Below are 24,638 nucleotides of genomic sequence, written 5' to 3'. Positions count from 1 at the left end.
CGTGCGCGGGGAAGGGCGGGGCGCGCTCAGGGCGCGGGCGCGGAGGTGCCCTGCCCGACCGGGTCGTGATCGGCCGCGACCCGGTCGCTGAGCGGCCCGAAGACCAGCCCGACCGCGGTCACCAGCGCTATCACCACCGTCGCCGCCACGGCGCCCACCGTGCGGATGCGCAGCCACTGTTCGCTCAGCTCGCGCACCATGGCCGCCGGGTACTCCGGCTGCGGCTGCTCGTCCAGCAGGTCGCCCAGCCGGGCCGCCGCCCCCTCGCCCAGGGCCTCACGCCCCCGGACGATGCGCCGCCTGGTCATGGAGGTGGTGGCCATGCTCTCCGCCGCCGTGCGCCGCAGGCTCAGCCCCAGCCCGTCGTGGAGCAGCACCGCGTGCCGGGTGCCGCGCGGCAGTCGCTGGAAGGCGCTGCGCTCGCGTGGCGGGGTGCGGAACCAGGGCAGCAGTTGCTGCCAGGGCGCGAGGGCGTGGTGGTGCGCCTCCGCGCGGATCCACCCGGCCGGGTCGGGGTCGACGGCGACCTCGGGCCACCGCTGCCAGGCCAGGTCGAAGGCGCGGTGCACGGCGTGCCGGGCCAGCTCCATGTTGCCGGTGAGCAGTTCGACCTGGCGGAGCAGGGCCGGGGCGTTGCGGGTGTACAGCCCGTCGAAGGCGGCCTGGGCCGCCTTCGCGATCCGTACGGCCTCGGCCGCCGGGTCCTGCGCCTTCGGTTCCGGGGCCGCCCGCCCGCCGGGCGGAGCGGACGCGGACGGGGACGGGGGCGCGGGCGCGTGGGGGCCGCCGGCCTCCGTGGGCGCCACCTGTTCCGCGGGCACATCGGATGGCCCCAGGGCGACCGTCCGCGCGGCCTGCCGGTCCTGCGCGGCGTTCCCGGCCTGCGCCGCCCCGGAGGCCTTCGCCTGCCGGGGACGCCGTCGCTTCCCGATGGCCTTCCCGGCCTTCGTCGTGGAGGTGCGGCTCATGCGATCGGCCACTCGGATCGAATGAAGAAACGCATAACGCCATATTCCGCGACACGACGGGCATTCGCATGCTGCCACGGCGAAAGGGGATGTTCTTGGCAGCATGAGTTCCGTGAGTGCCGCAAGCGCCCTGAGTCACGCCGTGCGCCGGATCCGGAGCGCCCACGAGACCCTGCGCAGCTCCGAATCCGCCCCCGCCTTCACCGGCGGCGTGGTCGCCGCGGGCCTGGGCCTGGGCGGCTTCGCCATGCTCGTGCTCTGCCTGTGGGTCATCTCGCCGTTCCCCGACAGCGGGCTGGACGGCGCCCTCCACGTTGCCGCGGACTGCTGGCTGCTCGCCCACGGCGGCGGCCTCGTGCGCACCGAGACCCTCTCCGGTGTCGCCGCTCCCGTCGGCGTCACACCGCTGCTGACCATGGCGTTCCCGGTGTGGCTGCTCTACCGGGCGGGGGCGGACGCCGTCGCGCCCGCCTCGGACGGCAAGGTCGCGCGGTCCGCCGTCGCGTGGCTGATCGGCGGCTACCTCGCGGTGGGCGCCGGGGTGGTCGTCTACACCTCGTACGGGCCGGTGAGAAGCGACCTCCTCGGCGCCGCGCTGCACCTGCCCGTCGTCGCCGGCCTCGCGGCGGCCGCGGGGGCCTGGGCGGAGCGGGGGCGGCCGCGCATCGCGTTGCCCGCCCGGCTGTCCCGGGTGGCCGTGCCGGTGACGGTGCCGCCGCAGGAGGTCGCGGCCGTGCTGCGCTCGGCGGGGGCGGGGGTCTGCGTCCTCGTCGCGGGCGGCGCGGCCCTGACGGCGGTGACCCTGGCACTGCACCCCGGTGCCGCCGGGGCGTCGTTCACCCGGCTCAGCGAGGCGCTGTCCGGGCGGCTGGCGGTGCTGGCGGTGGCCATCGCGCTCATCCCGAACGCCGCCGTGTGGGGCGCGGCCTACGCGCTCGGGCCCGGTTTCGCGCTCGGCACCCAGGCCGCGGTGCGTCCGGCCGGGGTGGTGGGGGAACCGGTGCTGCCGGACTTCCCGCTCCTGGCGGCGCTGCCCCAGCCGGGGCCCGGGACGTCGCTGACCTGGGTGGCGCTGGTCGTTCCGGTGCTCGCCGGGGTGGCGGTGGGGGTGCTCGCCGTCGGCCGGCGGGAGCCGTACGGCCTCGGTCGCACCGCGGCGCACGCCGCCCTGGGCGGACTGGTGTGCGGGATCGCCATGGCGCTGCTCACCGAACTCGCGGCGGGGCCGCTGGGCACCGGGGCACTGGAGGACTTCGGGCCGTCCTGGTGGCTCACCGCCGCCGCGGCGACGGGGTGGACGGCGGCCGCCGGCACGCCGACGGCGTTGCTGGTGCGCTGGGTGCGGGTCCGCCGCGCGGCCGCCGCGACGGAACGCGAGCAAGCGGAGCGCGAGGCGGTGGAAGGCGCACAGGCGCAGGCAGCGGAACCGGAGGGTGACGTGGTGCCCGACGCCGCCCCGTCGGAGGCCTGAGCCTCCGCCGCGGGCCGGCGCGGAGGTGCGTCAGGGCGTGTGCAGCACGTCGCGGAGCGGCGTCGGCAGCAGCTGCTGGCAGGCGTCGCGCGACGAGGAGGTCAGGGCGTCGCGAGTGCAGGAGTAGTAGTCCTGGTAGACCAGCTGGGTCGTGAAGGCCGTCGCGACGACGCACAGGGCGAGCCCGCCCATGATCAGACCGCCGAGCGCGGCCGGGCGCTGCGGCTTGCCGCGGGGGTCGGTGGGCCGCGGCGGCGGAGGGGTGGCGCCGCCCTCGGCCAGCAGGGCGGCCGCCTCGGCGCGGGCCTTGGCCCGCTCCTCGGGCTTCATGCGCAGCGCGTTGATGCTCCAGTACAGCGCCAGGGCGCCGAGCAGCAGCCCCGCGTACGTCCATCCCAGGAAGAGCGCGAAGAAGAGCCCCCACATGCCGCAGATCAGGGCGTAGCGGGCACGCCGCTGGGCGGGGTCGGTGGGGTCGAAGCGCGGCGCGTCCGGGCGCCGCCCGCCGTACCCGCCATCGGGGCGGTCGCCGTAGCCGCCGTCCTGCCGGCCGGGCTGCCGCTCGCTCCACTGGCCGCCCCATCCGGGAGGCGGCGGGGGCGGAGTGGGAGTGGGCGGCTCGTCCCCGGAGTCGGACGGCTGCTGCGGCCGGCGCGGCTGCCAGGGCTGCTCGGGCGCGTTCTCCGGCGGCGGGGCGAACGGGTTGTCCTGCTCGTGGCCTCGGCCACCGCTCATGTTTGCCTGGGTCATCCCCTTGCCGTCGACTCCTCGTGTTGTCGGACGCGTGACTTCGCCGTTCTCACCCCAGACGCTACCGCCCGCGCGCTTCCCCGTCCCGTGGGGGCCCGGTGGGTGTGCCGGTATCGTTGCTGACGGTCGACGGCCTCGTAGAGTTCCCCGGAATTCCGGCGATCTTCGAGTCGTACGATCCTCCAAAGCGCCGGCTCCCCGAGAGATGACCCGCAGTGGCCACTGTCTTCCCGCCCCTTTCCCGCCCCGCACGACTCGTCGTGCTCGTCTCCGGTTCGGGTACGAACCTGCAGGCGCTGCTCGACGCGGGACTGCACGTCGTCGCCGTCGGCGCGGACCGGTCAGGCATCGCCGGCCTGGAGCGCGCCGAGCGCGCCGGGGTGCCGACGTTCGTCTGCCGGGTGACCGACCACGGCGACCGCGAGGCGTGGGACGCCGCGCTGACCGGGGCGGTGGCCGCACACGAGCCCGACCTGGTGGTCTCGGCCGGATTCATGAAGATCGTGGGCAAGGAGTTCCTCGCCCGGTTCGGCGGCCGCTTCGTCAACACGCACCCGGCGCTGCTGCCCAGCTTCCCGGGCGCCCACGGGGTGCGTGACGCCCTCGCGTACGGCGTGAAGGTCACCGGCTGCACCGTCCACTTCGTCGACGACGGCGTCGACACCGGCCCGATCATCGCCCAGGGCGCGGTCGAGGTCCGGCAGGACGACACGGAGGAAGCGCTCCACGAGCGCATCAAGGAAGTCGAGCGCACGCTGCTCGTCGACGTCGTGGGGCGGCTGTCCCGCGACGGCTATCGCATTGAGGGACGAAAGGTTCTGTTGCCGTGAGTACCAAGCGGGAGATCCGTCGCGCACTGGTCAGCGTCTACGACAAGACCGGTCTGGAGGAGCTGGCCCGCGGCCTGCACGAGGCGGGCGTCCAGCTGGTCTCCACCGGCTCGACGGCCGGGCGGATCGCCGCCGCCGGGGTGCCGGTCACCAAGGTGGAGGAGCTGACCGGGTTCCCCGAGTGCCTGGACGGCCGGGTCAAGACCCTGCACCCGAAGGTGCACGCCGGCATCCTCGCCGACCTGCGGCTGGAGGACCACCGCCGGCAGCTGGAGGAGCTGGGCGTCGAGCCCTTCGACCTGGTCGTGGTCAACCTCTACCCCTTCCGTGAGACGGTCGCCTCCGGCGCCTCGGAGGACGAGTGCGTCGAGCAGATCGACATCGGCGGCCCCTCGATGGTCCGCGCCGCCGCCAAGAACCACCCGTCCGTGGCGGTCGTGACCAGCCCCGAGCGGTACGCGGACGTTCTCGCCGCCGTCCGTGAGGGCGGCTTCGACCTCGGCACCCGCAAGCGCCTGGCGGCCGAGGCGTTCCAGCACACCGCGGCCTACGACGTCGCGGTCGCGAGCTGGTTCGCGAGCTCGTACGCCCCCGCCGACGACAGCCCCTTCCCGGACTTCATGGGCGCCACCTACGAGCGCAAGAACGTGCTGCGCTACGGCGAGAACCCGCACCAGGCCGCCGCGCTCTACACCGACGGCGGCGCCGGCCTGGCGGTGGCCGAGCAGCTGCACGGCAAGGAGATGTCCTACAACAACTACGTCGACACCGAGGCCGCGCGCCGGGCGGCGTACGACCACGACGAGCCCTGCGTCGCGATCATCAAGCACGCCAACCCCTGCGGCATCGCGGTCGGTGACGATGTCGCGCAGGCGCACCGCAAGGCGCACGCCTGCGACCCGCTGTCGGCCTTCGGTGGCGTCATCGCCGTCAACCGGCCGGTGAGCGTGGCCATGGCCGAGCAGGTCGCCGAGATCTTCACCGAGGTCATCGTGGCGCCGGACTTCGAGGAGGGCGCGGTCGAGGTCCTCGCCCGCAAGAAGAACATCCGCGTGCTGCGCTGCCCCGAGGCGCCCGTCGCGCAGACGGAGTTCCGTCCCGTCGAGGGCGGCCTGCTGCTGCAGGAGAAGGACCGGTTGCAGGCCGCCGGCGACGACCCGGCCACCTGGACGCTGGCCACCGGCGAGCCGCTGACCGCCGATGAGCTGGCCGACCTGGCGTTCGCCTGGCGGGCCTGCCGGGCCGTGAAGTCCAACGCCATCCTGCTGGCGAAGGACGGCGCGACGGTGGGCGTCGGCATGGGCCAGGTCAACCGCGTCGACTCCGCCAGGCTCGCCGTCCAGCGGGCCGGCGAGGAGCGGGCGGCGGGCTCCTACGCCGCCTCCGACGCCTTCTTCCCCTTCCCTGACGGGCTGGAGGTGCTCACCGGAGCGGGCGTCAAGGCCGTGGTGCAGCCCGGCGGTTCGGTGCGCGACGAGGCCGTGGTCGAGGCCGCGCGCAAGGCCGGCGTGACCATGTACCTCACGGGGACGCGGCACTTCTTCCACTGACCGACCGCTGTGCCGGAACGCCGAAGGCCCCCGCTCGCGCGGGGGCCTTCGGCCTGCGGGCGGGCCCGCTCAGTACCGCGGGCGCTTGAACCAGGCCGCCGTCTCGGCGCGCGCCGCGAAGACGATCAGCAGCACGCACAGCACGACCGGCACAAGCAGCACGAAGGCGCCGGTGGCCATGGCGACGACACAACTCGGTGCGAAGAGCGCGCCGGTCAGGATGGAGCCGACACGGGTGCCATGACCGCCCGTCCTGTACCTGGCGCCCAGGGAGAACGACAGGACGGCGAACGCAAGGAAGAGGATTCCCAGGGCGCCCACCAGCCAGATGGGCAACATGTTCAGTGACTCGCTGCCGTCGGCGATCTTCAGGGTGAGAGCTGCGACGAGCAGCGACAACCCGGCCAGGACCTGCATCACGCCCAGCACGAAGAGCATCGTCCGGGCCGCCTTCGCCGACGACGGCAGCACCTCGGGCCCGCCGGGGTACGCCGCGAACGGCGTGTGCTGCTGGGGCTGCTGGGGGTATCCGTACGGCGGCTGCGCCTGGGGCTGGGGCTGTACCGGGTAGCCGTAGCCCGGCTGGGCCGGGGGCTGCCGCGGGTGTCCGTACGGCTGCTGCGGTGGCTGCTGGCCGTAGGGATTGCCGGGGCCGGGCGGATAGCTCACTTGTGACCTCCTTCGCGGGGACGGGACCGGGGATGTGGGCTCATTCTCGCCGGGGCCTGCCGGGCCTACCGGGCCTTGACGACGACGGTGTTGAGGATCTTGTCGGCGAAGGTCTGCTTCTTGTCGTCCCACAGCGGCCACAGGTAGCCGATGTAGCAGGCGGCGCCGTCCAGGCCGTGGCACAGCCGGCGGACGAAGGCCATGCCGAAGCCGAGCGGACGGCCGTCCAACTCCCGCAGCACGCTGATGCCGAGGGCCTTCTTGCCCGGCGTCTGGCCGGTCTTGCCCTCGCGGTAGCACAGGAACAGGCTGCCGGCGAGGGACAGCAGGAAGCCCAGGCCGATCAGGGCGAGGGCGCCGCCCGGCATCGCGGGCGCGGGGCACGAGTAGGCGCCGCTCTGGTCGCAGTCCCGGGCCGCGTCGATCACCACGGAGATGAACTGCCCGTAGCCGATGCCGATGAGGATCATCGGCACGAGCCCGACGACCAGGAAGTCGATCAGCGTCGCGCCCACGCGCGCACCCCAGCTCGCGAACGGGGGCATGCCCGGGACGGGACCGGCGGGACCCCCCGGGTAGCCGTAGCCGTAGCCGTACGGGCCCTGGGCCTGCGGCGGAACGGCGCCGTAGGGCGGCTGCGGCTGCGTCGGGTAGCCGTAACCGGGCTGGGCCGGGGGCTGCTGCGGGTATCCGTAGGGCTGCTGCGGGGGCTGCTGGCCGTACGGATTGCCGGGACCGGGCGGGTAGCTCACGTTGGCTTCTTTCGAGCGGATGGGACTGGGGACGGCCCACATCGTCGTGGGCGGCGTCATCCGCTGTCCAGCGTTGGTGTGCGGACCTGAGAGGATGGAGGTATGACCGCCCAGATTCTCGATGGCAAGGCCACTGCCGCCGCGATCAAGTCAGAACTGTCCACCCGCGTCCAGGCGCTCAGGGAACGGGGTGTCACCCCGGGGCTGGGGACGCTGCTGGTCGGCGACGACCCGGGCAGCCGCTGGTACGTCGCGGGCAAGCACCGTGACTGCGCGGAGGTCGGCATCGCCTCCATCCAGCGCGAGCTGCCGGAGTCCGCCTCCCAGGAGGAGATCGAGGCGGTCGTCCGCGAGCTGAACGAGAACCCGGCGTGCACCGGCTACATCGTCCAGCTGCCGCTGCCCAAGGGGATCGACACCAACCGCGTCCTGGAGCTGATGGACCCGGCCAAGGACGCCGACGGACTGCACCCGACGAACCTCGGGCGGCTGGTGCTCAATGAGCGCGGCCCGCTGCCCTGCACCCCGAACGGCATCGTGGAACTGCTGCGGCGGCACGGCGTGGAGATCAACGGGGCGCATGTGACCGTGGTCGGCCGCGGCGTCACCGTCGGCCGGTCGATCGGGCTGCTGCTGACCCGCAAGTCCGAGAACGCCACCGTCACCCTCTGCCACACCGGTACCCGCGACCTGTCCGTCCAGCTGCGCCAGGCCGACATCATCGTGGCCGCCGCGGGCGTGCCGCACCTGGTGAAGCCGGAGGACGTGCGGCCGGGCGCGGCCGTGCTGGACGTCGGCGTCAGCCGCGACGAGAACGGCAAGATCGTCGGCGATGTGCACCCGGGCGTGGCCGAGGTCGCCGGCTGGATCTCGCCGAACCCCGGCGGCGTCGGCCCGATGACCCGGGCCATGCTGCTGGCGAACGTCGTGGAGGCCGCGGAGGGCCGGTACGCATGACCGGGACGGGCCCCCGTACGGGAGCGGAGGCGCAGGAGGAGGCCGGTGACGCCGGCCGCAGCCGCCGCTTCCAGGTGCTGACCCGCGGTACCGCGCGCCCCGAGGGCGGCGGCAGGGCCATGGGCGCGCACGCCCCGGCCCCGGCGCGTCAGTGGCCGATCCTGATGGTCTCCGGCCTGGTGCTGCTCGGCCTGGTGCTGGTGGCGGCGGACGTCGCCCGGGCCGGCCTGGTGCTGGTCGGCTCGGCGCTGCTCCTGGGCGCGCTGATGCGCTGGCTGCTGCCCTCGGTCGGCATGCTGGCGGTCCGCAGCCGTTTCACCGACATGATCACCTACGGGGTGCTGGGCGTCCTGATCGTGCTGCTGGCGCTGATGGCGCAGCCGAACCCGGTGCTCGAGATTCCCTTCCTGGAGGATGTCGTCCGTTTCTCCGTGCGTTGATCCGGTTACGCTGTGTGGCGAGTGTCCTGACGTGCGACGTGTACCCCGGGCACACGTCACGGCGTGAGAGGGAGAACGACTCCCATGGCCAAGATCAAGGCAAGGAACCCGGTCGTCGAGCTCGACGGCGACGAGATGGCGCGGATCATCTGGCGTTTCATCAGGGACGAGCTGGTCCTGCCGTACCTCGACATCGAACTGGTCCGCTTCGACCTGGGCATCGAGCACCGGGACGCCACCGGCGACCGGGTGACGGCCGAAGCGGCGGAGGCGGTCGGCAGGCACGGTGTCGGCGTCAAGTGCGCCACCGTCACGCCCGACGAGGCGCGGGTCGCGGAGTTCGGCCTCAAGGGGATGTACCGCTCCCCGAACGCGACCATCCGCGACCGCCTCGGCGGCGGGATCTTCCGCGAACCCGTCGCCCTGCGGAACGTGCCGCGGGCCGTGCCCGGCGGGACCCGGCCCGTGGTGATCGCCCGGCACGCCTTCGGCGACCAGTACCGGGCCACCGAGCTGAGGATCCCCGGTGCGGGCACCCTCGCCCTGAGCTTCACCCCGGCCGACGGCTCCGACCCGGTCGACCTGGAGGTCCACCACTTCCCGGGCGCCGGCGTGGCGCTCGGCATGGTCAACCTGGACGACTCGATCCGCGAGTTCGCGCGCGCCGCATTCCGCTACGGGCTGGCGCGCGGGCTCCCGGTCCACCTGTCCACGAAGAACACGGTGCTCAGGAAGTACGACGGCCGCTTCAAGGACCTCTTCCAGGAGGTCTTCGACACCGAGTTCCGGCGCGAGTTCGAGGCGTCGGGCCTGGGCCACGAGCACCGGCAGGTCGACGACATGGCGGCCTCGGCCCTGAAGGGCGCCGGCGGTTACGTCTGGGCGTGCAAGAACTACGACGGCGACATCCTGTCCGGGGTGCTCACCCGGGGTGTCGGCTCGCCGGGGCTGATGACCTCGGTCCTCATGACCTCCGACGGCAGGACCGTGCTGTCGGAGGCGGCGCACGGCACGGTCACCCGCCACTACCGCAGGCACCAGGCCGGACGGCCGACCTCGACCAACCCCATCGGCATGGTCTTCGCGTGGAGCCGCGGCCTCGCCCACCGCGCCCGGCTGGACGACACCCCCGAGCTCGCCCGGTTCGCGGGGACGCTGGAGAGCGCCTGTCTGGAGGTCGTCGAGTCCGGCCGGCTGACCCAGGACCTGGCGGTGCTGGTCGGCCCGGAGCAGCCGTGGCTGACGACCGAACAGTTCCTCGCCGCCCTCGAGGAGAACCTGCGCAAGCGCATGTCCGTCTGAGGCGGACGTCCGCCGCCGCGCGGCACGCGCACGACCCGGTGTCCGTCCTCCCCCGTCGCTGGCGGTGCCCCCTCGTGGTCGTCGTCACCGAGCGCATCCTGGCCGCAGTGGCCGACCCGCCGCCGCCGATCCTCGTCCTCACCACCTCCGACCTCGACGCGGACGTCCACACCGCGCCGCGCGCCCGGGCCTCCGTTCTTCCTGCTCAAGGGCGCCCCCGAACCTGGTCGCGGCCGTCCTCGCCCCGAGCGTGCCCCGCCCGCCGGCGCCGACCGCGCACCGCCCGCCGAACCGGCGGCGCTGACGGCGCGGGGACGGGAGCTGCTGCGGCGGAGCGCCCGCGGCCTGTCGCACCCGGAGATCGCGGACCTGCCGTCCATCTCCGAGGCGACCGCCGCGACCCACCTGTACCGCACGAGGGCCAAGCTCGGCCTCGGCAGCCGCGCCCAGGCCGTCGTCCCCGCCTATGAGACCGGACTCGTCACCCCGCGAGGGGGCATGAGGATTCTTCGGATTTCATGCATCGAGCGTATGTGCGTCGCTACCGTGGGTTGACCAAGGGAGCCGGGGGGTGCGTGGTGGCACGATGGGAGCCATTGCCCGAGACACTGGACGGCGCGGCGCGCCGTCTCGCCGTGCATCTGCGCCGCATGAAGGACCGCAGCGGGCTGAGCGTCCCGGCCCTGGCCGCGCGTACGGCGAGCAGCACCGGGGCGTGGGAGCAGTACCTCAACGGCGTGAGGATCCCCCCGCGTGACGCGGTCGAGGTGCTGGGGCAGCTCAGCGGCGCCGACTACGACCGGTTGATCGCCCTGTGGGAACTGGCCGACCGTGGGGTCGCCGACACCATGAAGGGCTTCCCGTACGCCGACCCGCTCGACCCGCTGGCCCCCGTCGAGGGGATGCCCCGGCACGCCCTGCGGCGGCGGCGCAAGGCGCTGCTGGCGGCCGCGGGCGGGCTGGTGCTGGGCGGGGTGTTCGCGCTGCTCGTGGCGACCGGGGTGGCCACGGACGGGACCGGGCGGGCCGAGGCGCCGCTGTCGGCCCGCCCCACGGCCAGCGTGCCGGCCGGCCCGGCGCCCTCCGCCACGGGCTCCGCCGGCTCCGCCGGCTCCGCCGCCACCTCCTGGCCCGGATCGGCACCCGCGGCGAAGGCGACGGACACGAAGGCCTCACGGACCGCGGGCGCCATGTCCCCGGACGGCGGCACGCCCGCTGCGCAGGTGGCGGAGACCGGCGCGGTGTCCTCCGCCCCGGGACGGGGCCCGCACACGGCGCCCGGCACCGGCGGGGCGACGACGACGGCACCCGGCGGCGTCCCCACCACCCAGGCACCGCCGCCCCCGACGATCGCCCCGGCGGCGCCCTCGCCTTCCGCCTCCCCGAGCCGCAGCCGCGGCAAGGGGCTCTGCCTGGGCCTGATCATCCTGGGCATCTGCATCGGATGACGGGCGCGACCGGGCGGGCCGCCCGAAGCATCCCCCATCGGTAGCCTTCCGGGACGGGACGGCAACAACGCGAGGGAGGAGGGGAGATGGCCCCCCGGCGGTCACCGACAGATGACCTGGACCGGTGGGTACGGGAGTTCACCGGGCAGCCGCGGCGCCAGGCCGACCGCCACGGCCTGGGCGTCGCGGCGCTCGCCGAGGCGACCGGGTACAGCAGGAGGTCGTGGGAGCGGTATCTCAACGAGCGGTTGCTTCCGCCCCGTTACGCCGGGGTCGCCCCCGCCGGGGCGACAGGTGCCGACCCGGCGCACTTCACCACGATGTGCCGCATCGGCCGGGGCCCCGCCGTGTACACCTCGATGCCGGCCGTCCGCCCCCCCGGGGGCCGCCCGCGCCTGCGCCACCCTCACCACGGGCCCACGCAGCCGCGCCACGCCCACGCCCGGGCTGACGAGCGCGTGAGGTTCGCGTCAGCCGGCGCCGCGCTCGGTCGCGTGTCTCGCACCGCGACGGCCCACCCCGGAGCGGCCCGCCGGGTCGTCCGGGGATGTGTGCGGGGCGGTGACCGGGGCCACACTGGTGGTGGCATCCGCCACGACGGCGCGGGTATAGCCTGGCGTGGGTCTCTTGACGCCGAGAGATCCCCGTTCCGGGGCAAGGGACGCTGCCGGGGCGGCAAGGGATCCAGCAGGAGAAGGCCAGGAGAAGGCAATGACTCGCACTCCCGTCAACGTCACCGTAACCGGAGCGGCCGGCCAGATCGGCTACGCGCTGCTCTTCCGCATCGCCTCCGGGCACCTGCTCGGCCCCGATGTCCCGGTGAAGCTGCGCCTGCTGGAGATCACCCCGGCCCTGAAGGCCGCCGAGGGCACCGCGATGGAGCTGGACGACTGCGCGTTCCCGCTGCTCCAGGGGATCGACATCTCCGACGACCCGAACGTCGCCTTCGACGGCGCCAACGTGGGCCTGCTCGTCGGCGCCCGCCCCCGCACCGCCGGCATGGAGCGCGGCGACCTGCTGGAGGCCAACGGCGGCATCTTCGGCCCGCAGGGCAAGGCCATCAACGACCACGCCGCGGACGACATCCGCGTCCTCGTCGTCGGCAACCCGGCGAACACCAACGCGCTCATCGCGCAGTCCTCGGCCCCGGACGTCCCGGCCGACCGCTTCACCGCGATGACCCGCCTGGACCACAACCGCGCCGTCTCGCAGCTGTCGAAGAAGACCGGCGTGCCGGTGAGCGAGATCCGCCGCCTCACCATCTGGGGCAACCACTCCGCCACCCAGTACCCGGACATCTTCCACGCCGAGGTCGCCGGCAAGAACGCCGCCGAGGCCGTGGGCGACGAGAAGTGGCTGGCCGAGGAGTTCATCCCGACCGTCGCCAAGCGCGGTGCCGCGATCATCGCGGCCCGTGGCGCCTCCTCCGCCGCGTCGGCCGCCAACGCCGCGATCGACCACGTCTTCACCTGGACCAACGGCACCGCCGAGGGTGACTGGACCTCCGCCGGTGTCGTCTCCGACGGCTCCTACGGGGTGCCGGAGGGCCTCATCTCCTCCTTCCCGGTGACCGCCAAGGACGGCAAGTTCGAGATCGTCCAGGGCCTGGAGATCAACGAGTTCTCCCGTGCGCGCATCGACGCCTCGGTCAAGGAGCTCGAGGAGGAGCGCGACGCGGTCCGCGGCCTCGGCCTCATCTGAGCCCGGGACGCGAAGCCCCACGACCGGCCCCCCGCCGCCCCGCACGGGCGCGGCGGGGGGCCGTTGCGTGTGCTCAGCCCGTGTGCGCCGCGAGCAGCGCGCACAGTACGTCCAGGGAGCCGGCGAAGGCGTGCTCCGGCGGGGCGCCGTAGCCGACGACGATCGCGTCGCTCTCCGTGCCGCCGAAGTCGGCGAGGCTCTCCAGGGCGAGACCGTGCTCCCACGCCCGTGCGACCAGCGCCTCGGCCGAGGTGCCGGGCGGCAGCCGGAGTACGGCGTGCAGGCCGGCGGCGATGCCCGACACGCGTACGGCGGGGGCGCGGGTGGCGAGCGCGGTCACGAGGCGGTCGCGGCGGCGGCGGTAGTGCAGCCGCATCCGGCGCACATGGCGGTCGTAGCCGCCGGAGGCGATCAGTTCGGCGAGGGTCAGCTGGTCGAGGACGGGGGACTGGTGGTCGGCGAGGACCTTCTCGGCGAGTACCGGCTCCACGAGGGCCGGCGGCAGGGCGAGCCAGGCCAGCCGCAGTCCGGGGGCGAGGCTCTTGCTGGCGGTTCCGGCGTAGACGACGTGCTCGGGCGCGAGGCCCTGCAGGGCGCCGACCGGCTGCCGGTCGTAGCGGAACTCCCCGTCGTAGTCGTCCTCCACGACCACGCCGCCGGTGTCGCGGGCCCAGGACACGGCCGCCGTGCGCCGCGCGGGGGAGAGCGAGGTGCCGTACGGGAACTGGTGCGCGGGCGTGAGCAGCGCGGCGTCGACGCCGGCGTCGAGCGCGCCGACCTGCGCGCCGTCGTCGTCGACGGGCAGCGGGACGGTGGTGAGCCCGGCCTTCCGCAGGATGCGCAGGGTGTGCGAGTAGCCGAGCGCCTCGACGGCGACGCGGCGGGCACCGCGCGCCCGCAGGACACGGCCGATCAGCCCGGCTGCCTGGACGAAGCCCGTGCACACCACGACGTACTCCGGGGCGGTGCGCACGCCGCGCGCCCGGCCCAGGTAGGCCGCGAGGGCCTCGCGCAGCTCGGGGCGGCCGCGCGGGTCGGTGTAGCCGAAGGCCTCGTTGGGGGCGGCCGCCAGGGCGCGGCGTGCGGCGGCCGACCACGCGGCACGGGGAAACGAGCCGAGGTCGGGAGAGCCCGGCCGCAGGTCGTACGCGGCGTGTTCCCGGTGCCACGGCGGCCTCGCCGGCTCCGGGGTGCCGGCGGGCGCCACGGCGCCGTTCGCATGCGGCGCGGTGATGCGGGCGCGGCCGCCGCGGGGCGGGACGGCCGGGCGCCAGCCGTCGCCCACGCTTGTGCCGGAGCCCTGCCGGGCGGTCAGCCAGCCCTCGGCCACCAGTTGCCCGTAGGCGTCGGCGACGGTGTTGCGGGCGACGCCCAGGTCCTTGGCGAGCGTCCGGGAGGACGGCAGCCGGGTGCCGGGGGCGAGCCTGCCGTCGCGTACGGCCTCACGCAGCGCGTCCTCCAGCCCGGCCCGCGCGCCGGTGCCGCCGGTGAGGTCCAGATGAAGGTCGACTCCTGAGATGGCCCACTCGTTCACCCTCCAAGTGGACCACGGGCCGAGGCCACCTCGTCACCAAGTTTGCCCGCATGACGGTGATCACGACCTCCGCCGTCGCGCCGTCCGGCCTCGGTCCGCACGACCTGGTCCCCGCCCACGCGCCCCGCAGGGTGCTCGGCAAGGCCGCCCCCGACTTCCACAAGGCGATGACGGCCCTGGACGCGGCGGCGGCCGGCGGCCTCGATCCGGTGATGTCCCCCGCGGCGCGCCCCGACGGCGTCTGACCGCCGGGACGCAGCCCTCCCCGGGGTCCGGACACCGGACCCCGGGCCTCCGTTCTCAGACCGACAGCACGGCCCGCAGCTGGTCGAGACCCCAGTCCAGGTCCTCCTTGGAGACGACCAGCGGCGGCGCGAGCCGGATCGTGGAGCCGTGGGTGTCCTTGACCAGGACGCCCCGCTCCAGGAGCCGTTCGGAGACCTGCCGCCCGGTGCCGTGCCCGGGGGCGATGTCCACGCCCGCCCACAGCCCGCGGCCGCGGACCTGTGTGACGGCCCCGCTGCCGGTCAGCAGAGCCAGTTCGTGGTGCAGGTGGTCGCCGAGTTCGGTGGCCCGCTGCTGGTACTCCCCGGTGCGCAGCATCGCGAGGACCTCCAGCGCCACCGCGCAGGCCAGCGGGTTGCCGCCGAAGGTGGAGCCGTGCTCCCCGGGCCGGTAGACCCCGAGCACCTCCGCGGAGGACACGACCGCCGAGACGGGGACGACACCGCCACCGAGAGCCTTGCCCAGCACGTACATGTCCGGGACGACGCCCTCGTGCTCCGACGCGAAGGTCCGGCCCGTGCGGCCCAGTCCCGACTGGATCTCGTCGGCGATGAAGAGGATCCCGCGCTCCCCGGTGAGCCGGCGCACGCCCGCCCAGTACCCGGCCGGCGGCACCAGGACCCCCGCCTCGCCCTGGATGGGCTCCATCAGCACGGCCACCGTGCGGTCGTCCAGGGCCGCCTCGAGCGCCGCCAGGTCGCCGTACGGGACCACCTCGAAGCCGGGGGTGTACGGGCCGAAGTCCGCACGGGCCTCGGGGTCGGTGGAGAAGCTGATGATGGTGGTCGTCCGCCCGTGGAAGTTGTTCGCCGCGACGACGATCCTGGCCTGGCCGTCGGGCACGCCCTTGACCTTGTAGCCCCACTTGCGGGCCGTCTTCACCGCCGTCTCGACGGCCTCCGCGCCGGTGTTCATCGGCAGCACCATCTCCATGCCGCACAGCTCGGCCAGCTCCGTGCAGAAGCGGGCGAAGCGGTCGTGGTGGAACGCCCGCGAGGTGAGCGTCACACGGTCGAGCTGGGCCTTGGCGGCCTCGATGAGACGGGCGTTGCGGTGCCCGAAGTTCAGCGCCGAGTAGCCGGCGAGCATGTCGAGGTAGCGGCGGCCCTCGACGTCCGTCACCCAGGCGCCTTCGGCGGAGGCGACGACGACCGGGAGGGGGTGGTAGTTGTGGGCGCTGTGCGCCTCGGTGGCGGCGATGTGCTCGGCGGCGGTCGACACGTGAGTGCTCCGTTCGTGGTACGTCGGGAGATGTGGCGCTGGGCCCGGTGGGGCCCCTTTCTATCGTCGCTCGCCCGGGATGCGAAGAAACCTCGCGTCGGGCGGCGCCCCGACGGGCGTTGCTAGGCTGGCCACGGGTCGTGACTGGCGCGCTGGGATGGGACTGACCATCGGGGAGCGGCCCGTGAACTGTGTGCCGTGCGCCTGGGCCGTCCCGTATGCCGTGCCGTGCAGCAGGAGGTCTGACATGCCGAGTGGTTCCACCGAATCCACCGCCTTCCGCAGTGCCCTTGAGGTGATCAGGGGTGTCGAGCCGCGCGTGGCCGATGCCATCGGCCAGGAGATCGAGGACCAGCGCGCCTCGCTCAAACTCATCGCCAGCGAGAACTACGCCTCGCCGGCCGTGCTGCTGGCCATGGGCAACTGGTTCAGCGACAAGTACGCCGAGGGCACGGTCGGCCGCCGTTTCTACGCCGGCTGCCGCAACGTCGACACGGTCGAGGCGCTCGCCGCCGAGCACGCGCGCGAGGTCTTCGGCGCCGAGCACGCCTATGTGCAGCCGCACTCCGGCATCGACGCCAACCTCGTCGCCTTCTGGGCCGTGCTCGCCGCCCGGGTCGAGGCACCCGCGCTGGAGCGGGCCGGGGCCCGGCAGGTCAACGACCTGACCGAGGAGGACTGGGCGCGGCTGCGCCAGGAGCTGGGCGACCAGCGGATGCTGGGCATGTCGCTGGACGCGGGCGGCCACCTCACGCACGGCTTCCGGCCCAACATCTCCGGCAAGATGTTCGACCAGCGCAGCTACGGCACCGACCCCGCCACGGGGCTGCTGGACTACGAGGCGCTGCGCAAGACGGCACGCGAGTTCCGGCCGCTCATCATCGTGGCGGGCTACTCCGCCTACCCGCGGCTGGTGAACTTCCGGATCATGCGGGAGATCGCCGACGAGGTCGGCGCCACGCTGATGGTCGACATGGCGCACTTCGCGGGCCTGGTCGCCGGCAAGGTCCTCAACGGTGACTTCGACCCCGTGCCGCACGCGCAGATCGTCACGACCACCACGCACAAGTCGCTGCGCGGCCCGCGCGGCGGCATGGTGCTGTGCGACTCCTCGCTCGCCGAGCAGGTCGACCGCGGCTGCCCCATGGTGCTCGGCGGCCCGCTGCCGCACGTCATGGCCGCCAAGGCGGTGGCCCTCGCGGAGGCCCGCCGCCCCGACTTCCACGACTACGCGCAGCGCATCGTCGACAACTCCCGCGCCCTGGCCGAGGGGCTGCTGCGGCGCGGCGCCACGCTGGTGACCGGCGGCACGGACAACCACCTCGTCCTGATCGACGTCGAGTCCTCCTACGGGGTCACCGGCCGGCAGGCCGAGGCCGCGCTCCTGGACTCGGGCATCGTCACCAACCGCAACTCCATCCCCCAGGACCCCAACGGCGCCTGGTACACCTCCGGCATCCGCATCGGCACCCCGGCGCTGACCACGCGCGGTCTCGGTACGGATGAGATGGACGAGATCGCCGGGCTCATCGACCGGGTGCTCACGGCCACGAGGGCCGGCGTCACCTCGGCCGGAAAGCCGTCCAAGGCGAAGCACGTGCTCGACGAGAAGGTCTCCGACGAGATCGCGCAGCGCGCGGCGGATCTGCTGGCCGGCTTCCCGCTCTACCCCGGGATCGACGTGAGCTGCTAGGGCCTCAGCCGGCGGTGGCGCCACGGCGCCACCGCCATCCCAGCGCCGTCGCTCCCGACCCGGCGGCGAGACCCGCCAGGGCCCACCACCAGCCGTCCACGGGACCGTCGCCGCCAGCCGGGGTCTCACCCCGCCCCGCCGTCCCCTTCAGCCCGCCCGGCTCGAACAGGCCGAGCCTCGCGAGCAGCGGGCCGAGGGACGCGGACGCGCGATGCCACAGCACGTAGTCGTCGGCGGTGTAGGGCGCCGGGTCCGTCCGCACCCAGACGCTGTCCCCCGTGGCGCCGGGAAACACCTGGTCGATCTGGGACAGGGGGCCGTCGGGGGCGAAGTGCCAGCGAACGGTCACGCCGGCCGCCACGGCCGCGTCGCTGATGGGCTCCGGCGGGTCCAGTGTGCCGTCGTACTCGGCGAGAACCAGGGTCATGGCGAGCGGCATGAACTCCGGCGCCGACCCGCCCAGTGCCACCGTGCGGCCCGTCGCCACCGAGGTCAGCACCACATCGCTGGGCACTTTGGCGGCCGCCGGACCGGCTGCGAGCAGCACGGCCGGTATCAGCGCGGCGAACGCGGCGAGCGACACGCGCAGAAGACGTCTCATACGTCGACCAACTCCTGGCGTGGGCCCGGCTCACGGGGCGTCCGGCGGGATATCAGGCGCAGGGCCAGCACGGTGCCGGAGCAGCCGGCGGCCAGGCCGACGCCGAGGCCCGCCAGGGAGAGCCACCAGCCGTCCGCTCCGCCGCCGTCACCGGCCGCCGCGGCCTGCGGGGCCGCCACCGGGGTCTCCTCCACGACCGCGGCGTCGTCCGGGCCGGGCAGGTAGCCGGGGGCGCTCACGCCGAGGCCCTTGTCGGCGCCCATCAGGCCCAGCCGGCCGAGAAGGCGGCGGAGGTCCTCGGAGCGGGCCGCCTTGCGCCACACACCCTCCTCCGGCAGATCCGTTGCCGTCAGCGGGAGGGAGTGGACCCAGACGCCGCCGGGGCCGTCCGGGTAGACGTAGTCCACCTTCCAGACCGACACGTCGTGGATCAGCCAGGTGAGGGTGACCTGGCGATGCTGGTCGTTCATCACGTCCGACAGCGACTTCGGCGCCTTCTCCTTCGGCTCGTTCCCGATGGACTGCTCCAGTTCCCGGTAGTCGGGTGAACTGGTGTAGATGCCCGCCGCCTTGCCGCTGGCCGGAGCGACCAGCATCACGCTGGTCGGCCCACCCGCGGCGGCCGGCCCCGACCCGCCGATCACGGCGGTGACCGCCGTCACGGTGACTCCGGCCCAGGTGACGAACCCTCTTACCCGCATCCGGTCCCCCTCTCGCTCGGTCCTGCTCCTGTTACACCGCCCGGGCCCGCGAGGTTCCCGTCCGCGTGAGGAGACGTGAGGAGACGTGAGGAGACGTGAGGAGACAGGGCCTGACGCCGCCGGGCGGAGTTCGCGACGGCGACCGCGCGTGCCAGGTCCGGCAGGCCCTCCAGGCGCAGCGTCGTCTGCCCGTACTGCCAGACCAGGGTCGGCCCGGCGGTCCGGGGGGCCGCACGGCGGGTACGGCCTTCGGGGTCGATCAGTTGCACGTAGTGGGGCTCCGCGAACCACACCCCGTAGTCGGCCCCGGCGCCCAGCTCGACCCATTGGGCCGCCCCCGCGACCTTCTTGAGGAAGACCGCGTCGAGCGTGGCCCGGAACTGGTCGAGCCGTACCGTGCGCCCGTCCACCTGCCAGCTCATCGACAGCACCCGCCCCCCGTCGACGACCGCCACCCCGTCCGGCTCGCCCAGCTCCGCCGGTACGTACGCCCCGTCCAGCGGCGCGTCCCCCCCTACCGGCGGCGGGGCGCCCGTGCCGGGGCGGGCGGCAGGTTCCCGGTGCACGACCACACCGCCGAAGCCGAACCAGTCCGAGACCGCGGCCCGCACCGGCGGGGTCAGCACGAGCACCACCAGCAGCCCGCACAGCGCCGCCGTCAGGGTCCGCCACCGGGCCGCGGCCCACGCGCGCGCCCGAGCGCCGCGGCCGGGTGCGGGGACGGCCGGGGCCGGCACCGCCTCGGCCAGCAGCCGGGCCAGCACCTGCTCGGCGACGGAGTCGGGTGACGGCGCCGGGATCTCCAGCCGCCGGCCCGCCTCGCGCAGCTCCTCCGGGAGCCGGTCGGTCATGGGCGCCGCCCCCCGTCGTCGCACCGGGCGGCCAGCACCGGCTCGCCGAGCCCCGCCCGCAACCGGGCCAGGGCCCGGTGCAGCCGGGACTTCACCGTGCCACGCGGCCAGCCGAGCACCGTCGCCGTCTCCTCCTCGTCCAGGTCCAGCAGATAGCGGCAGGTGACCACCATCCGGTGCGGTTCGCTCAGCGCCTGCACGGCGGCCAGCAGCTCCGCCCGGCGCTCCCGCGACACCGCCAGCGACTCCGGGTCGTCGTCCGCCGCGGGGGGCAGGGCCTCCAGCGCGGCGTTGCGCTCCACCGCCGACCGCAGGCGGCGCGCCGCCCGCCCGGCGTTCCGCGCCTCGTTGGCGACGATCCGCAGCAGCCACGGCCGGAAGGCCGCCCCCTCCCGGAAGGTCGCGAGCGCGCGGTACGCCTTGACGAACGAGACCTGCACCACGTCCTCCGCGTCGGAGCCCGCGCCCAGCAGCACGGCGGTGCGGTGCGCGACGTCCGCGTGCAGGCGCACCAGCTCGGCGTACGCCTCCCGCTCACCGGCGCGTACGCGCGCGATCACCGCCGCCTCCCCCTCCGTGGCGGACCCCCTCCCGTTGCCCGGCGCCGCCCCCGTGCGGCCCCCGTCACCCCTTCTACACCGCTGCCCGCCCCCGGGTTCCCACCGCGGCCATGGAATCCGCGCGGACCTGAGAGAATGAGTGCCATGGCTCTCGATCGTCCCCGTGTGCTCTCCGGCATCCAGCCCACCGCAGGTTCGTTCCACCTGGGCAACTACCTGGGCGCGGTCCGCCAGTGGGTGGCCCTGCAGGAGTCCCACGACGCCTTCTACATGGTCGTCGACCTCCACGCGATCACCGTGCCGCAGGACCCGGCCGAGCTGCGCGCCAACACCCGGCTCGCCGCAGCCCAGCTGCTGGCCGCCGGTCTCGACCCGGAGCGCTGCACCCTGTTCGTCCAGAGCCACGTCCCCGAACACGCGCAGCTCGGCTGGGTGTTCAACTGCCTCACCGGCTTCGGCGAGGCGTCCCGCATGACGCAGTTCAAGGACAAGACCGCCAAGCAGGGCGCCGACCGGGCCACCGTCGGCCTGTTCACGTACCCGATCCTGCAGGTCGCGGACATCCTGCTGTACCAGGCGAACGCCGTCCCCGTCGGCGAGGACCAGCGCCAGCACATCGAGCTCACCCGCGACCTCGCCGAGCGCTTCAACAGCCGGTTCGGCGACACCTTCACCATCCCCGACGCGTACATCGTCAAGGAGTCGGCGAAGATCTACGACCTGCAGGAACCGCTGTCGAAGATGAGCAAGTCGGCGGCGTCCCCGAAGGGTCTGATCAACCTCCTGGACGAGCCCAAGACCTCGGCGAAGAAGATCAAGAGCGCGGTGACCGACACCGACACCGTGATCCGCTACGACGAGCAGGAGAAGCCGGGCGTCAGCAACCTGCTGACCATCTACTCCACCCTCACCGGAACCGGAATCCCGGAACTCGAGCAGAAGTACGAGGGCAAGGGCTACGGTGCGCTCAAGACCGACCTTGCGGAGGTCTTCGTGGAATGGGTCACGCCGTTCCGCGAGCGCACCCAGGAGTACCTGGGCGACCCGGAGACGCTGGACTCGGTCCTCGCCAAGGGCGCCGAGAAGGCCCGGTCCGTCGCCGCGGAGACCCTGGCGAAGGCGTACGACAGGATCGGCTTCCTGCCCGCCAAGCACTGACGGCTCCTTCCGCGCCGGGAAACGCCCGGAAAGTGGGGCCTTAAGTCCCGCGCAGGTGTGACGGACGACGCTCGCGCGAGAGGCCGCGCGCGCGTCACACTGGCAGCTGACGCAGTGGTGTCGTACGGCGTGCGTACGATGCCGCGAACCGACCCGGGGAAGGGGTGAACGCGTGGGAAACCGCATGATCGGCGTGTCGATCGCGGTCCCCGAGCCTTACGGCAGCCTGTTGCAGCAGCGCCGTGCCGGCTACGGAGACCCGCTGGCGTACTGCATCCCCACCCACGTCACGCTGCTCCCGCCCACCGAGGTGGACACGGCACAGCTCCCGGCCTTCCGGGAGCACCTCGCCGAGGTCGCCGCCACCGGCCGCGCCTTCCCCATGCGGCTGCAGGGCACGGCCAGCTTCCGGCCGGTCACCCCGGTCGTCTTCGTCGAGCTCGTCCAGGGCGGACCCGACTGCGCCGAGTTGCAGGAGCGGGTCCGCTCCGGCCCGGTCCGGCGCGAGCTCCAGTTCCCGTACCACCCGCACGTCACCATCGGCCACGGCATCCCCGACGAGGCGCTGGACCGCGCCGAGACGGAGCTCGCCGACTTCGTCGCCACCTGGACCGTCAGCTGCTTCTCGCTGTACGAGCAGGACGACGAGGGCGTCTGGCGCAGTGTGCGGGACTACCCCTTCGGCGGCGCCGGGCAATCCCTCGTGCCGCACCAGCCGGGTGCCTGCGAGCCGCTCAGCCCGGCTCCCGCAGGAGGCCCCCCGCACGCCTGAGCGCGTCGGGCGGAGCCGCGCGCGACGGCACGCCCTCGCTGCCCCCATGCACCCCCCACTCGCCGCGGACCGCGCACACCTTGCCGAACTCCTCCAGGCGGTAAGGGACCTGGCCGACCGTGAGCCGGCCGCCGTCGACGACCCCCGGCCGCCCGCCGCGGGCCCGCGCTCAGGACCCCACGGCCGAGCGCGTCGACGCGTTCGGCCGTGGGGTCGCCGCCTCCGGGGAGCCTTCCTCACCCCGAGGGTGCTCCACGGCGTGCCCGCTCGTGCGGGCCGCCTTCAGCAACTGGCGTACATCCGGGGCCGACACGGACCGCGTCCTGGACGCGATCACCGCCGCGACGGGAACCGCCACCTAGAGTGCACGTGGTGACGGAGGGTAGGCGCGCGCTATGGAATGGCTGACTCGGCTCCCAGTGATCGGACCGTGGATCGCGCGGCTCATGCGCACCCACGCCTGGCGCACCTACGAGCATCTGGAGAGCGTGCACTGGACGCGGCTCGCCGCCGCCATCACCTTCGTCAGCTTCGTCGCGCTCTTCCCGCTGCTGACCGTCGGCGCCGCCGTCGGCGCGGCCCTGCTGTCCCCCAGCCGGCTCAAGGAGCTGGAGGACAAGCTGGCCGAGCAGGTTCCCGGCATCGCCGACCAGCTCGACATCGGCGGGCTCGTCGACAACGCGGGCACGGTGGGCGCCATCGCCGCCATCCTGCTGGTCCTCACCGGCGTCAGCTGGGTCGGCTCTCTGCGCGACTGCCTCAGGGCGGTCTGGCACAAGGACGACGAGCCCGCGAACCCACTCGTCCAGAAGCTCAAGGACTTCGGCGTCCTGGTCGGACTGGGTGCCGTGGCGCTGCTCTCCGCCGTCTGCTCGGCCCTGGCCGGGACGGCCGTCGGCCGTCTCGGCGACGCCCTCGGCCTGGACCGGCACGGGCCCGGGCGGGCGCTGTTGTCGCTGGCGGGCTTCTGCATCGCCGTCCTCGTGGACCTGCTGATCCTCGCCTACCTGCTCACCCTGCTGCCCGGGGTCACGCCGAACCGCCGCGACGTCGTCGTGGCGAGCCTCATCGGTGCGATCGGCTTCGAGGTGCTGAAGCTGCTCATCAGCGGCTACCTGCAGAGCGTGGCCACCAAGAGCATGTACGGCGCCTTCGGGGTGCCCATCGCGCTGCTGCTGTGGATCAACTTCACGGCGAAGCTGCTGCTGTACTGCGCGGCCTGGACGGCCACCCCGCACAGCGCGGAACTCGCCGCCCGTGGTGAGGACGAGCCGGCCGGGCCGCCCGAGCCGGAGCGTGGGCGGCCCGAGCGGCCGGAGACCGCCTGACGCCGGGGAGCGTCCCCGCCGTCAGAAGGCCGGTGTCGTCGGCCAGGCGCCCCGGCGCGTCAGGTCGACGACGAGGGCGGCGACGTTCCACGCGTCGTCCTCGCCGCGGTGGTGGCGGCCTTCCAGGGGCAGCCCGACAAGCCGGAGCGCCTCGGCCATGCCGGGGCGCTTGGTGAGGCGGTGGGCCTGGGTGAAGAGCGTCTTGACGTTGGTGTGCCGGCTGCCGAAGGGATACGTCGTGTCGGTGGCCCGGCACTGCCGGTTGAACTGGTGGCGGTCGTAGTCGCCCCAGCTCGCCCACGGACGCGACCCCGCCCGGTGCTCGACGGCGAGCAGCTTGCAGGCGTCCGCGAAGTCCAGGCCGGAGTCCACCTCGGCCTGCGTCAGACCGGTCAGTTGGGTGCAGAAGGGACTCACGGCGGAGCGCGCCGGCCGCACGAGGACGCGGTGGCGGGCGACGCGCTCACCCGCGACGAGGTCCACGACGGTCAGCCCGATCTCGATGATCTCGCTCGCGGAGCCCTGCGGCGGCTCGCCGTCCCAGCACGTCGCCTCGACGTCGATGACGTTCAGGAGTCCCAGGTCACTGTCCATGGCGCGAACCTTACGTCGGGATCCGGCCACTGGTCACTACTGTTTACGCAGGGTTTTGTCACTCTGAGTTCGAACCAGACCGTTTTACCGATGCCGTACGGCCGAGGTTGAACGTTCCAGGCGTCGGCCAGTATCTCCACGAGCGCCAGCCCGCGTCCCGACTCGTCCGTCTCCGACGCCTGCCGCGGTACGGGCGGGTCCTCGCCGGCGTCGCAGACCTCCACCCGCAGGATCCCCGGGCCCAGGGCGGCCCGCGCGGCGATCCTCCGGTCCCGCGGGGCCCGTGCGTGACGGACGGCGTTGCTCATCAGCTCGCTGAGCAGCAGGACCGCGGTGTCCGTCGCCTCGGCGGGCAGGCCCCACACCAGGGCCTGTTCCCGCAGCCTGGCCCGCGCCCGGCCGACGCTGCGCGGGTGGCGCGAAAACCACCACTCGGCAGGGGGAGTTGTCTCGTTCATGGCTCAAAAGTGCAGGTCGCGGCGTACCGTCGGAAGTAGCGGCG

The 24,638-nt window shown here is 73.7% G+C and carries 26 protein-coding genes and 1 riboswitch; of the genes, 14 read left to right on the top strand and 12 right to left on the bottom strand.

All coding sequences use genetic code 11. The features are described 5' to 3' along the window. Positions 1-26 precede the first annotated feature (26 nt). A complete protein-coding gene (locus ACRWNP_RS07655) occupies positions 27-968 on the bottom strand; it encodes an RNA polymerase sigma factor (RefSeq protein WP_431960235.1) in 942 nt (313 codons plus the stop codon). A gap of 112 nt (positions 969-1,080) precedes the next feature. On the opposite strand from ACRWNP_RS07655, the gene ACRWNP_RS07650 reads away from it, so the two are divergent. Next, positions 1,081-2,439, top strand: a complete 1,359-nt coding sequence (locus ACRWNP_RS07650) for a cell division protein PerM (protein WP_431960234.1) — start codon at positions 1,081-1,083, stop codon at positions 2,437-2,439. A gap of 30 nt (positions 2,440-2,469) precedes the next feature. Here ACRWNP_RS07650 and ACRWNP_RS07645 read toward each other — a convergent pair whose 3' ends face one another. Further along, positions 2,470-3,174, bottom strand: a complete 705-nt coding sequence (locus ACRWNP_RS07645) for a hypothetical protein (RefSeq protein ID WP_431960233.1) — start codon at positions 3,172-3,174, stop codon at positions 2,470-2,472. A gap of 230 nt (positions 3,175-3,404) precedes the next feature. On the opposite strand from ACRWNP_RS07645, the gene purN reads away from it, so the two are divergent. Next, the gene (gene purN, locus ACRWNP_RS07640; protein ID WP_431960232.1) at positions 3,405-4,019 is read left to right on the top strand and encodes a phosphoribosylglycinamide formyltransferase; all 615 of its coding nucleotides are present in this window, start codon (positions 3,405-3,407) and stop codon (positions 4,017-4,019) included. Beyond that, a complete protein-coding gene (purH, locus tag ACRWNP_RS07635) occupies positions 4,016-5,569 on the top strand; it encodes a bifunctional phosphoribosylaminoimidazolecarboxamide formyltransferase/IMP cyclohydrolase (protein WP_431960231.1) in 1,554 nt (517 codons plus the stop codon). Before purN ends, purH begins: the two co-directional genes overlap by 4 nt. Before the next feature lie 69 nt (positions 5,570-5,638). On the opposite strand, the gene ACRWNP_RS07630 is transcribed toward purH, so the two are convergent. Continuing rightward, positions 5,639-6,238 (bottom strand): hypothetical protein, encoded by a 600-nt coding sequence (locus ACRWNP_RS07630; RefSeq protein WP_431960230.1) that lies wholly within the window; start codon positions 6,236-6,238, stop codon positions 5,639-5,641. A 65-nt stretch (positions 6,239-6,303) separates the two neighbouring features. Next, complete coding sequence (locus ACRWNP_RS07625) at positions 6,304-6,990, bottom strand: RDD family protein (protein ID WP_431960229.1); 687 nt, start codon at positions 6,988-6,990, stop codon at positions 6,304-6,306. Positions 6,991-7,092: 102 nt separating this feature from the next. On the opposite strand from ACRWNP_RS07625, the gene ACRWNP_RS07620 reads away from it, so the two are divergent. From ACRWNP_RS07620 to ACRWNP_RS07595, 6 genes are all read left to right on the top strand, one after another. Further along, positions 7,093-7,947 (top strand): bifunctional methylenetetrahydrofolate dehydrogenase/methenyltetrahydrofolate cyclohydrolase, encoded by an 855-nt coding sequence (locus ACRWNP_RS07620; RefSeq protein WP_431960228.1) that lies wholly within the window; start codon positions 7,093-7,095, stop codon positions 7,945-7,947. Beyond that, entirely contained in the window at positions 7,944-8,387 is a 444-nt protein-coding gene (locus ACRWNP_RS07615) for a DUF3017 domain-containing protein (RefSeq protein WP_431960227.1), read from the top strand. The genes ACRWNP_RS07620 and ACRWNP_RS07615 overlap by 4 nt, the downstream gene beginning before the upstream one ends. A gap of 84 nt (positions 8,388-8,471) precedes the next feature. Continuing rightward, positions 8,472-9,689, top strand: coding sequence for an NADP-dependent isocitrate dehydrogenase (locus tag ACRWNP_RS07610; RefSeq protein ID WP_431960226.1), 1,218 nt, complete (start codon positions 8,472-8,474; stop codon positions 9,687-9,689). A 201-nt stretch (positions 9,690-9,890) separates the two neighbouring features. Next, positions 9,891-10,244 (top strand): response regulator transcription factor, encoded by a 354-nt coding sequence (locus ACRWNP_RS07605; RefSeq protein WP_431960256.1) that lies wholly within the window; start codon positions 9,891-9,893, stop codon positions 10,242-10,244. A 41-nt stretch (positions 10,245-10,285) separates the two neighbouring features. After that, positions 10,286-11,137: a helix-turn-helix domain-containing protein gene (locus ACRWNP_RS07600; RefSeq protein ID WP_431960225.1), complete on the top strand. Its 852-nt coding sequence runs from the start codon at positions 10,286-10,288 to the stop codon at positions 11,135-11,137. A gap of 711 nt (positions 11,138-11,848) precedes the next feature. Continuing rightward, positions 11,849-12,838, top strand: coding sequence for a malate dehydrogenase (locus tag ACRWNP_RS07595; RefSeq protein WP_431960224.1), 990 nt, complete (start codon positions 11,849-11,851; stop codon positions 12,836-12,838). A gap of 73 nt (positions 12,839-12,911) precedes the next feature. Here the strand turns inward: ACRWNP_RS07595 and ACRWNP_RS07590 are convergent, their stop codons facing one another. Further along, positions 12,912-14,372: a PLP-dependent aminotransferase family protein gene (locus ACRWNP_RS07590; protein WP_431960223.1), complete on the bottom strand. Its 1,461-nt coding sequence runs from the start codon at positions 14,370-14,372 to the stop codon at positions 12,912-12,914. 50 nt (positions 14,373-14,422) lie between these two features. Between ACRWNP_RS07590 and ACRWNP_RS07585 the strand changes: the two genes are divergently transcribed. Beyond that, positions 14,423-14,617 carry a hypothetical protein gene (locus ACRWNP_RS07585; protein WP_431960222.1) on the top strand — a complete coding sequence of 65 codons (195 nt, stop codon included), beginning with the start codon at positions 14,423-14,425 and terminating at the stop codon, positions 14,615-14,617. A 55-nt stretch (positions 14,618-14,672) separates the two neighbouring features. On the opposite strand, the gene rocD is transcribed toward ACRWNP_RS07585, so the two are convergent. Next, entirely contained in the window at positions 14,673-15,878 is a 1,206-nt protein-coding gene (gene rocD / locus ACRWNP_RS07580; protein ID WP_431960221.1) for an ornithine--oxo-acid transaminase, read from the bottom strand. 130 nt (positions 15,879-16,008) lie between these two features. Continuing rightward, positions 16,009-16,095: riboswitch (ZMP/ZTP riboswitch) on the top strand. Positions 16,096-16,125: 30 nt separating this feature from the next. Here rocD and ACRWNP_RS07575 point away from each other — a divergent pair. Beyond that, positions 16,126-17,571, top strand: a complete 1,446-nt coding sequence (locus tag ACRWNP_RS07575; RefSeq protein WP_431960219.1) for a glycine hydroxymethyltransferase — start codon at positions 16,126-16,128, stop codon at positions 17,569-17,571. Between the two features lie 4 nt (positions 17,572-17,575). Here the strand turns inward: ACRWNP_RS07575 and ACRWNP_RS07570 are convergent, their stop codons facing one another. The 4 genes from ACRWNP_RS07570 to ACRWNP_RS07555 are packed head-to-tail and all read right to left on the bottom strand — an operon-like array spanning position 17,576 to position 20,284. After that, positions 17,576-18,172: a hypothetical protein gene (locus ACRWNP_RS07570; protein ID WP_431960218.1), complete on the bottom strand. Its 597-nt coding sequence runs from the start codon at positions 18,170-18,172 to the stop codon at positions 17,576-17,578. Then, positions 18,169-18,873, bottom strand: coding sequence for a hypothetical protein (locus ACRWNP_RS07565; protein WP_431960217.1), 705 nt, complete (start codon positions 18,871-18,873; stop codon positions 18,169-18,171). The genes ACRWNP_RS07570 and ACRWNP_RS07565 overlap by 4 nt, the downstream gene beginning before the upstream one ends. Continuing rightward, complete coding sequence (locus tag ACRWNP_RS07560; protein ID WP_431960216.1) at positions 18,864-19,724, bottom strand: hypothetical protein; 861 nt, start codon at positions 19,722-19,724, stop codon at positions 18,864-18,866. Before ACRWNP_RS07560 ends, ACRWNP_RS07565 begins: the two co-directional genes overlap by 10 nt. Beyond that, entirely contained in the window at positions 19,721-20,284 is a 564-nt protein-coding gene (locus ACRWNP_RS07555; protein ID WP_431960215.1) for an RNA polymerase sigma factor, read from the bottom strand. Before ACRWNP_RS07555 ends, ACRWNP_RS07560 begins: the two co-directional genes overlap by 4 nt. A gap of 144 nt (positions 20,285-20,428) precedes the next feature. Between ACRWNP_RS07555 and trpS the strand changes: the two genes are divergently transcribed. The 3 genes from trpS to ACRWNP_RS07540 all read left to right on the top strand — a co-directional run bounded on the left by trpS (position 20,429) and on the right by ACRWNP_RS07540 (position 23,542). After that, complete coding sequence (gene trpS / locus ACRWNP_RS07550; RefSeq protein ID WP_431960214.1) at positions 20,429-21,442, top strand: tryptophan--tRNA ligase; 1,014 nt, start codon at positions 20,429-20,431, stop codon at positions 21,440-21,442. Between the two features lie 172 nt (positions 21,443-21,614). Then, positions 21,615-22,214 (top strand): 2'-5' RNA ligase family protein, encoded by a 600-nt coding sequence (locus tag ACRWNP_RS07545; RefSeq protein WP_431960213.1) that lies wholly within the window; start codon positions 21,615-21,617, stop codon positions 22,212-22,214. Positions 22,215-22,609: 395 nt separating this feature from the next. Continuing rightward, on the top strand, positions 22,610-23,542 hold the full coding sequence (locus ACRWNP_RS07540) for a YihY/virulence factor BrkB family protein (protein ID WP_431960212.1): 933 nt from the start codon (positions 22,610-22,612) through the stop codon (positions 23,540-23,542). Positions 23,543-23,563: 21 nt separating this feature from the next. On the opposite strand, the gene ACRWNP_RS07535 is transcribed toward ACRWNP_RS07540, so the two are convergent. Continuing rightward, the gene (locus ACRWNP_RS07535) at positions 23,564-24,136 is read right to left on the bottom strand and encodes an exonuclease domain-containing protein (protein WP_431960211.1); all 573 of its coding nucleotides are present in this window, start codon (positions 24,134-24,136) and stop codon (positions 23,564-23,566) included. Continuing rightward, complete coding sequence (locus ACRWNP_RS07530) at positions 24,112-24,594, bottom strand: ATP-binding protein (protein WP_431960210.1); 483 nt, start codon at positions 24,592-24,594, stop codon at positions 24,112-24,114. The genes ACRWNP_RS07535 and ACRWNP_RS07530 overlap by 25 nt, the downstream gene beginning before the upstream one ends. Between the last annotated feature and the right edge of the window lie 44 nt (positions 24,595-24,638).

Source organism: Actinacidiphila sp. bgisy160, from assembly GCF_965342435.1.
In the GTDB taxonomy this organism is placed as follows: Bacteria; Actinomycetota; Actinomycetes; order Streptomycetales; family Streptomycetaceae; genus Actinacidiphila.
The sequence above is the reverse complement of the archived record's forward strand: the minus strand, read 5'-3'. Positions and strand labels throughout refer to the sequence as shown.

What these genes read in the sequence shown, in the direction of transcription:
- ACRWNP_RS07655 (WP_431960235.1), bottom strand. Translation starts at nt 968, where the DNA reads ATGAGCCGCACCTCCACGACGAAGGCCGGGAAGGCCATCGGGAAGCGA.
- ACRWNP_RS07565 (WP_431960217.1), bottom strand. Translation starts at nt 18,873, where the DNA reads ATGCGGGTAAGAGGGTTCGTCACCTGGGCCGGAGTCACCGTGACGGCG.
- trpS (WP_431960214.1), top strand. Translation starts at nt 20,429, where the DNA reads ATGGCTCTCGATCGTCCCCGTGTGCTCTCCGGCATCCAGCCCACCGCA.
- ACRWNP_RS07540 (WP_431960212.1), top strand. Translation starts at nt 22,610, where the DNA reads ATGGAATGGCTGACTCGGCTCCCAGTGATCGGACCGTGGATCGCGCGG.
- ACRWNP_RS07530 (WP_431960210.1), bottom strand. Translation starts at nt 24,594, where the DNA reads ATGAACGAGACAACTCCCCCTGCCGAGTGGTGGTTTTCGCGCCACCCG.
- ACRWNP_RS07645 (WP_431960233.1), bottom strand. Translation starts at nt 3,174, where the DNA reads ATGAGCGGTGGCCGAGGCCACGAGCAGGACAACCCGTTCGCCCCGCCG.
- ACRWNP_RS07570 (WP_431960218.1), bottom strand. Translation starts at nt 18,172, where the DNA reads ATGAGACGTCTTCTGCGCGTGTCGCTCGCCGCGTTCGCCGCGCTGATA.
- ACRWNP_RS07615 (WP_431960227.1), top strand. Translation starts at nt 7,944, where the DNA reads ATGACCGGGACGGGCCCCCGTACGGGAGCGGAGGCGCAGGAGGAGGCC.
- ACRWNP_RS07595 (WP_431960224.1), top strand. Translation starts at nt 11,849, where the DNA reads ATGACTCGCACTCCCGTCAACGTCACCGTAACCGGAGCGGCCGGCCAG.
- ACRWNP_RS07575 (WP_431960219.1), top strand. Translation starts at nt 16,126, where the DNA reads ATGCCGAGTGGTTCCACCGAATCCACCGCCTTCCGCAGTGCCCTTGAG.
- ACRWNP_RS07620 (WP_431960228.1), top strand. Translation starts at nt 7,093, where the DNA reads ATGACCGCCCAGATTCTCGATGGCAAGGCCACTGCCGCCGCGATCAAG.
- ACRWNP_RS07560 (WP_431960216.1), bottom strand. Translation starts at nt 19,724, where the DNA reads ATGACCGACCGGCTCCCGGAGGAGCTGCGCGAGGCGGGCCGGCGGCTG.
- ACRWNP_RS07610 (WP_431960226.1), top strand. Translation starts at nt 8,472, where the DNA reads ATGGCCAAGATCAAGGCAAGGAACCCGGTCGTCGAGCTCGACGGCGAC.
- ACRWNP_RS07535 (WP_431960211.1), bottom strand. Translation starts at nt 24,136, where the DNA reads ATGGACAGTGACCTGGGACTCCTGAACGTCATCGACGTCGAGGCGACG.
- ACRWNP_RS07585 (WP_431960222.1), top strand. Translation starts at nt 14,423, where the DNA reads ATGACGGTGATCACGACCTCCGCCGTCGCGCCGTCCGGCCTCGGTCCG.